The 7,109-nt window shown below is 71.8% G+C and carries 4 protein-coding genes and 1 pseudogene; 3 read left to right on the forward strand and 2 right to left on the reverse strand.

The window, feature by feature from the left end; all coding sequences use genetic code 11:
• Positions 1-54: 54 nt before the first annotated feature.
• Entirely contained in the window at positions 55-684 is a 630-nt protein-coding gene (locus FNH05_RS27970; protein ID WP_144591842.1) for a TetR/AcrR family transcriptional regulator, read from the reverse strand.
• A 152-nt stretch (positions 685-836) separates the two neighbouring features.
• On the opposite strand from FNH05_RS27970, the gene FNH05_RS38930 reads away from it, so the two are divergent.
• The 3 genes and pseudogenes from FNH05_RS38930 to FNH05_RS39495 form a co-directional block, all read left to right on the forward strand.
• Positions 837-3,725, forward strand: a complete 2,889-nt coding sequence (locus FNH05_RS38930) for an amino acid permease (RefSeq protein ID WP_222426729.1) — start codon at positions 837-839, stop codon at positions 3,723-3,725.
• A complete protein-coding gene (locus FNH05_RS27985) occupies positions 3,718-4,545 on the forward strand; it encodes an SDR family NAD(P)-dependent oxidoreductase (protein WP_144591843.1) in 828 nt (275 codons plus the stop codon). Before FNH05_RS38930 ends, FNH05_RS27985 begins: the two co-directional genes overlap by 8 nt.
• 171 nt (positions 4,546-4,716) lie before the next feature.
• Positions 4,717-5,631: pseudogene (locus tag FNH05_RS39495) on the forward strand (lysylphosphatidylglycerol synthase transmembrane domain-containing protein); the annotation flags it as partial.
• A 63-nt stretch (positions 5,632-5,694) separates the two neighbouring features.
• Here FNH05_RS39495 and FNH05_RS27995 read toward each other — a convergent pair.
• The coding region (locus FNH05_RS27995; RefSeq protein ID WP_144591845.1) for an HAD-IC family P-type ATPase at positions 5,695-7,109 on the reverse strand (1,415 nt) is incomplete at its 5' end.

The following is a 7,109-nucleotide window of genomic DNA, read 5'->3' on the forward strand; positions in this document are numbered from 1 at the left end:
GAGCGGACCGGACTTTGCCGGGCCCCTCACCGCAACCGGTGGCCCCGCCGCTCTTCACGTCTCCCGTGCTTGGAGGACGACCTCGACCAGGAGGTCGAGCACCTGCTCGGGATGCGTGCGCTCCGGGTCGGCGAGCCAGGCCAGCGCGAGACCGTCGAAGGTGACCGCCACGAATTCGGCGATCGCCGCGGCCCGCCGCGGTTCGACCCCGACGAGGGCGGGGGCGAGTGAACGAGCGGCCATTTCGCGATAGCCGCGGTACTGGAGACGTGCCAGCTCCCGCATCGACGGGTTGCGCAGCGCGAGCGCGGTGAGCTCGTAGTACCCGAGCTGGATTCCCGGATCGTCGCCGGACACCTCGGCCCACGCGGAATCCAGCGCCGCCCGCAGCTCTTCGGCCGTGGTGCCGCCCTGCGGCCGATCGGTCATCGCGACCGCCTTCTCCAGGCGTGTGACGATCTCGCGGACGACGTCTTCGAGAAGTTCGTTCTTGCCCGCGAACCAGTAATGGACGGTGCCGAGCGGAACCCCGGCCTCCTCGGCGATCTTGCGCGTGGTGGCGGCGGCGACGCCCTCGCGGCCGATGACCCGGATGGCCGCCGCGACGAGTTCCTCACTGGTGGCGCGCTGGGTGCGGCGCCGCCTGCTCGGCGATGGCAAGGGCTCGACGGGCTGCGCGTTCATGACCTCAGTCTGGCACACGATCCCGGGTATCAGGTCATCCGACCAGACAATATGGACGCTTGACCAATGAGTCTGGTCAAGTGACCAATTGTCCGCGTATGCTCGCCGGACTTCATCCGCTGGGGGAACGCCAGACAGAAGGGCAGAGGCCTATGGCTACCGGTCGGCAACGGAAGAACTCCGATGGCACCGCCGAGGAGACGACGACAGGAGGGGGCCGGGCGCGGCGTGTCCTGTCCACTCGCCGGGTGGTGTTCCTCGTCATCGCCGCGGCGGCCCCGATGGCGGCCATCGCGGGCAACGCGCCGCTCGCGATGGTTCGCGGCAACGGAATCTCGCTGCCCGCCGCGTACGTCGTCGCCGCCGCGGTTCTGCTGTGCTTCGCCGCGGGTTACTCGGCGATGAGCAGGCGCGTCGTGAACAACGGCGCGTTCTACGTGTTCGTCGCCCGCGGACTCGGCAAACCGGCCGGCATCGCGACGGGTTACGTCGCGGCGCTGGGCTACCTGTCGCTCACGGTCGGGATGGCCGCGGTGTTCGGGTACTTCACCTCGCTGGTCTTCGCACAGTCCGGCGTGGACATTCCGTGGGGCGTGTTCACCGCGATCGGGGTCGTCGTCGTGGCGGCGTTCGGGCATCGCAGCGCAGACGTGTCGGCGCGGTTCCTCGGCATTCTCATGGCGCTGGAATTCGCGGTCCTCCTCGTGCTCGACGTGCTCGTCGTGGGGCATCGAGGCGCTGCGGCGTTCCCGCCGGAATCCTTCTCGGCAGGCCAGTTGTTCGGTGGCTCGCTCGGCATCGCGCTGATGTTCGCCTTCACGAGTTTCGTGGGCTTCGAGTCCGCGGCGCTCTACGGCGAGGAGACCAAGGAGCCCGCGCGCAGCATCCCACGGGCGCTCTACATCTCGGTGATCTCGATAGCCGTCTTCTACGTGCTCACCGCGTGGATCGTCATCGGCGGAGCGGGCGGCACCGCGGCGCCGGAGCGAGCCCGCAAGGACCTGGGGAACCTGGTCTTCACGCTCGCCCAGCAGTACGGCGGGAGCGCACTGCTCGACGCGTCCGCGGTGCTGCTGTGCACCAGCGTCCTCGCTTCGTGGATCGCGTTGCACAACGCCGCGAGCCGGTACCTGTTCGCGCTCGGCTGGGAGCAGGTGGCCCCGCGACCGCTCGGCCGCTACCACCCGGCGCACCGGAGCCCCCACGTCGCCAGCGCCCTCGTCACCGCGGTCACGGTCGGCGTCGTCGGCGTCATGGGCCTCGCCGGTGCGGACCCCTACGAGGTCATCGCCTCGGCGGTGGTCGGCATGGGGACGCTGTCGATCGTGCTCGTCCAGGCGTTCACCGCACTGTCGGTCATGGTGTTCCTCCGCGGCCGTGGTGACCGGCGGCCGTTCTCCGGCGTCATCGCCCCGGTCGTCGGCGCACTCGGGCTCGGCACGGCGTTCGTCCTGGCGTCCGTGCACTACGCGGCCTTGACGGGCACGGACAACGTCCTCGTCAACGCCGTCCCGCTGCTCATCGCCGTCACCGCCGTCGCCGGTGTCGTCGCCGCGCTGCGGTTGCGGGCCCGGCGCCCGCTCGCCTACACCCAGCTGGCCGGAACGACCAACCGGCACCGTCCGGACCTTCGCCGTGCGGACCAACGGCCGGCCTACACCCGGCGCTACTGCATCGTCGGCGCCGGGCCCTCCGGGATGATCATGGCCCGCACCCTGCTGCGTGAGGGCGTCCCCTTCGACTGGTACGAGCGCAACCCGGATTTCGGCGGGATCTGGGACCCCGGCCACGAGGGCAGCCCGATGTACGAGAGCTGCCACTTCATCAGCTCCAAGTACACCAGCGGCTTCTACGGCGCGCCGATGCCGCCGCACTTTCCGGACTATCCCGGCTGGCGCGAGATCCGCGACTACATCAGGGACTTCGGCCGCCAGTACGACCTGTACCGGCACGTCCGCTTCGGCACGGAGGTGACCTCCGCCGAACCGGTCGACGGCGACCGGTGGCGGGTGACGCTGTCCGACGGGACCGTCCGCGAATACGACGGGCTCATCTGCTGCCCCGGCGTCACCTGGCACCCCAACCAGGTCGCGTTGCCCGGACAGGACACCTTCACCGGCACGGTCCGGCACTCGGCCACCTTCCGCGACGGCCTGGAATTCCGCGGCAGGCGAGTGCTCATCGTCGGGGCCGGCAACTCGGGGGTCGACATCGCCTGCGACGCCGCGCGGCACGCGGACGCGGCGTACCTGTCGGTCCGGCGCGGCTACCGGTTCGTGCCCAAGCACATCGCCGGGCTGCCGACCGACGCCCTGCTCACCGGCAAGCTCGACCCGCCGAAGGGACTCGTGCTGTCCAGTGACGTCAACGCGATGCTCGACGCGTTCGTCGGCGACCTGACCCGGCTCGGGCTGCCCGCACCGGACCACGACGCGCTGGCCAGCCACCCGATCATGAACACCCAGGTCCTGCACCACCTCGCGCACGGCGACCTCGTCGCCAAGCCGGACGTCGTACGCCTGACCGCGACCGGCGTCGTGTTCGCCGACGGCAGCGAGGCCGAGGTCGACGAGATCATCCTCGCCACCGGCTACGAATACCGGATGCCCTTCCTCGACCCGGGCCTGCTGCAGTGGAAACACGGCCACCCGCAGCTGTATCTCAACATCTTCTCCCGCGAGCTGGACTCGTTGTACGTGCTGGGATTCGTCGAATTCGCGGACGCGGCGTACAAGCGGTTCGAAGAAATGGCACAACTCATCCTGATCGACATCAATGCGCGCGAGACGGGCGTCCGGAAGGCCGAACTCACGCAGCTCAAGCGCACCGACACCCCCGACCTGCGCGGCGGCGTCAAGTACATCGACAGCCCCCGCCACACCAACTACGTCGAACGCTCCACGTACATGGCCTACCTCGCGCAGTTGCGCGACCGGTTCGGCTGGCACGACGTCGACGACCACACCTACGACGACCTGCGCGCCGGCGCGGCATCCTCGCCCGCCGCAGTGGAGCCCCCGAAGGAGACCAGCCATGTCTGACCGTTCCTCCCTGGCGCTCGTCACCGGCGCCGCCGGTGGAATCGGCGAGGTCGTCTGCGGCCGGCTCGCCGCCCGCGGCCACACCCTGCTGTGCGTCGAACGCGACCAGGCGCTCGCCGAAAAGGCCGTCACCGCGGCCGGCTCGGATACCGCCCCGGTCGCCTGCGACCTGTCCGACCGCGAGTCCGTGGCGGCGCTCTGCGCCCGGATCGAAGACGAGTGGGCCGACGATCTGGAACTGGTGTTCCTCAACGCCGGGGTGATCGTCCCCGGCGACGCGGCCGACTCCTCGGCGGCGCAACTGCGGCTGCAGCTCGACGTCATGCTCTGCTCCGTCGTCGAGATCGCGGCCTCCGCCGCCCGCGCGATGAAGACGCGCGGACGGGGGCACATCATCGCCACCGTCTCGATGGGCGGGATCCTCGCACTGCCCGGATCGGCGGCCTACTCCGCGGCCAAGGCGGGCCTGCGCGCCTACCTCGCGGCGCTGAGCACCGAACTGCGCGGGACCGGCGTCGCGGTCAGCGGGATCTACCCCAGCGCCGTCGACACCCCCATGCTGCTCCATGAAGCGACCCACGACGGCAGCCTGCTCAACTTCTTCGGAAAGGTGAGCACGCCCGACGACGTGGCGGACGTCTTCGAGCGCGCGGTCCGCAAGCGCAGGCTCGAACACTTCCTCCCCTACAGCGATTCGATCCTTTGCCGGATCCTCCAGTCCTTCCCCTGGCTCGTCCCGCCGATGCTCGGACCGGCCGAGGCCATCGGACGACGCGGACGGGCGAAATACCTCAAGCGCAAGGGCATCCCGCGAAGATGAGCCGGAGGCCCACCGCGGTGCTCCCGGAGTCGCGGGTGCGTTTCGCGGGTACCTGGAGGCAGGGCCGGGGACCGCGCGGCGAGGGGAGGGATCGTGCCCGAAACTCGTCCGATCCTGCGCGAGGTGCTCAGTGTCGCCCGGCGGCCCCGCTGGCGGCTGGTGATCGACTGGGTGCTGGCGGGGGCCGGGCTGGGCATCGCCAGCTGGCAGCTGGCGCCGACCCTGGCCGCGGCGCCCGACCTGCGCACCAGCCTCGCCCAGCTGAACTGGTTCTGGGTGGCGGTCACGGCGGTGCTGGCGACCCTGTCGCTGGTGGCCTACGGCGAGCTGCATCGCCGCATGCTGGTGACCGGGGGTGCGCACCTGTCGGTCCCGGCGGTGCAGGCGATCAACTTCATCGGCAATTCCCTGGCCCAGACCGTGCCCTCGGCCGGATCGGCGGCGGGGGCCGCCTACACGGTGGCCGCGCTGCGGTTCCGGGGCGTGGACACCGGGCTGTCGCTGTGGGCCACCACGATGGCGGCCCTGTTCTCGGCGTCGGTCCTGGTGCTCGCGGGGCCGCTGGTGCTGGCGTTCGACGGCCTGATGCCCTTCGCGGCCGCGGTGCCGCTTTCGGTGGCGGTCGCGGTGCTGGCCTGGGCGCTGTGGGAACTGGTGCAGCGGCCCAGGACGCTGCACTGGATCGCCGGCCGCACCGTGGCGGTGGCACGCCACCTGCCGGTCGTACGCACCGCGAGCTGGGTGGCGCGCCAGTCGACCGCCGCCCAGGAGGTGTCCGACCGGATCGCCCGGCTCCGGCCGAACGCCCGGCAGTGGTGGTCCTTCTTCGCGGTCACCGTGCTCACCTGGGGTGCGGACTACACGGCGGTCGCGACCTCGGTCGCGGCCACCGGGGAGCACGTCCCGTGGCCGCAGGTCGCGCTCGGCTACCTCGCCGTCCAGGCCAGCATCGGACTGGAACTGACCCCGGCAGGCGCCGGTCCCGCCGAGGCGGGCCTGCTCGCCGCGCTGGCCGCGGGCGGGGTCCCCGGCGGTTCCGCCGCGATCGCCGTGGTGCTCTACCGGGTGTTCACCTGGCTCGGGCTGGCGGCCGCGGGGTGGATCGTGTTCGCCGTGACGGCCCGCAAGCGGGTCCGGTCGGAAGCGCCGCTACCCGGGATGCCGGGCCGGGCCGCGACGGGGACGGCGGGAACGGCGCAACCGGCGGTCGAGCCACCAGCCGGCCTCCAGCAGCAGGGCGGCGGACCCGGCGGCGGCGACGGCGGTGAGCATGGCGGCGCCGTCGAAGGGGTCGAGGGCGAAGAACTCCCGGCCGAAGGGCACCACCAGCACGAGGACGAAGGCCGCGGCCATGGCGGCGATCAGGATGGCCTTCCACCAGCGCAGCGGCCGCGCCACCAGGAACAGCGCCCACAACGCGACCAGGAATAGCGTCGTGGTCGCCGCGGTGCGGTTGACGACGTCGCTCGCCCGCCCTTCGGCGACGACCGCCGCGTAGCAGGAGAAGGTGGCCACGGCGGCGACGGTGCCCACCGGGACCGCCAGGCGCAGGACCCGGGAGAGGAACCCGGGCCGCGCCCGCTCGGTGTTGGGGGCCAGCGCGAGGAAGAACGCCGGGATGCCGATGGTGAGCGTGCCGATGAGGGTCAGGTGCCGGGGCAGGAACGGGAACGGCAGGTGTGCCACGCCGACCGCCAGCGCCAGCAGCAGCGAGTACACCGTCTTGAGCAGGAACAGGCCCGCGACGCGCTCGATGTTGCCGATCACACGGCGTCCCTCGGCCACCACATGGGGCAGGGTGGCGAAGGCGTTGTCCAGCAACACGATCTGCGCGACGGCGCGGCTGGCGGGACTGCCCGAGCCCATCGCCACCCCGATGTCGGCGTCCTTGAGGGCGAGCACGTCGTTGACCCCGTCCCCGGTCATCGCGACGGTGTGGCCGCTCGACTGGAGCGCGTGCACCATCGCCCGTTTCTGGTGCGGGGAGACGCGTCCGAAGACGCTCGCCCGGGACAGTTCCCGGGCCAGCGGGGCCGGTTCGACGGGCAGTTCGCGGGCGTCGACGGGGTTCGCGGCGCCGGGCAGGCCCAGCGCCCCGGCGACGGCCCCCACCGAGCGGGCGCCGTCTCCGGACAGGATCTTGACCGAAACCCGTTGTGCGGCGAAGAAGTCCAGGGTGGCCGCGGCATCGGGCCGCAGGCGCTGTTCGAGCACGACGAGTGCGGCCGGGACCACCGGACCCGGCGCTTCCGGGGAGTCCACGGGCATCCCGGCACGGGCCAGCAGGAGGACACGCAGGCCCTGAGCGGCCAGGCGGTCCGCCTCGGCCGCGGCCGGATCGCCGGGGGAGAGCAGGACATCGGGCGCCCCGAGGACCCAGTCGCCGTGGCCGCCGAAGCTCGCGCCGCTCCACTTGGCCGCCGACGAGAAGGCCGCCGAGGCCGTCACCGGCCAGTCCGGGGCCCGGGGGAAGGCGTCGGCGATCGCGCGCAGGCTCGGGTTGGGGCGCGGATCCGCGGCGGCGAGCGCGGCCAGCACCGGCGAGAGCCCGGACAGGGTGGCGG

It is taken from the genome of Amycolatopsis rhizosphaerae (assembly GCF_007713715.1).
In the GTDB taxonomy this organism is placed as follows: domain Bacteria; phylum Actinomycetota; class Actinomycetes; order Mycobacteriales; family Pseudonocardiaceae; genus Amycolatopsis_E; species Amycolatopsis_E rhizosphaerae.

Bases quoted from the DNA above. Each gene is read 5' to 3' on its own strand.
- FNH05_RS27970 (WP_144591842.1), bottom strand. From the start codon at position 684: ATGAACGCGCAGCCCGTCGAGCCCTTGCCATCGCCGAGCAGGCGGCGC.
- FNH05_RS38930 (WP_222426729.1), top strand. From the start codon at position 837: ATGGCTACCGGTCGGCAACGGAAGAACTCCGATGGCACCGCCGAGGAG.
- FNH05_RS27985 (WP_144591843.1), top strand. From the start codon at position 3,718: ATGTCTGACCGTTCCTCCCTGGCGCTCGTCACCGGCGCCGCCGGTGGA.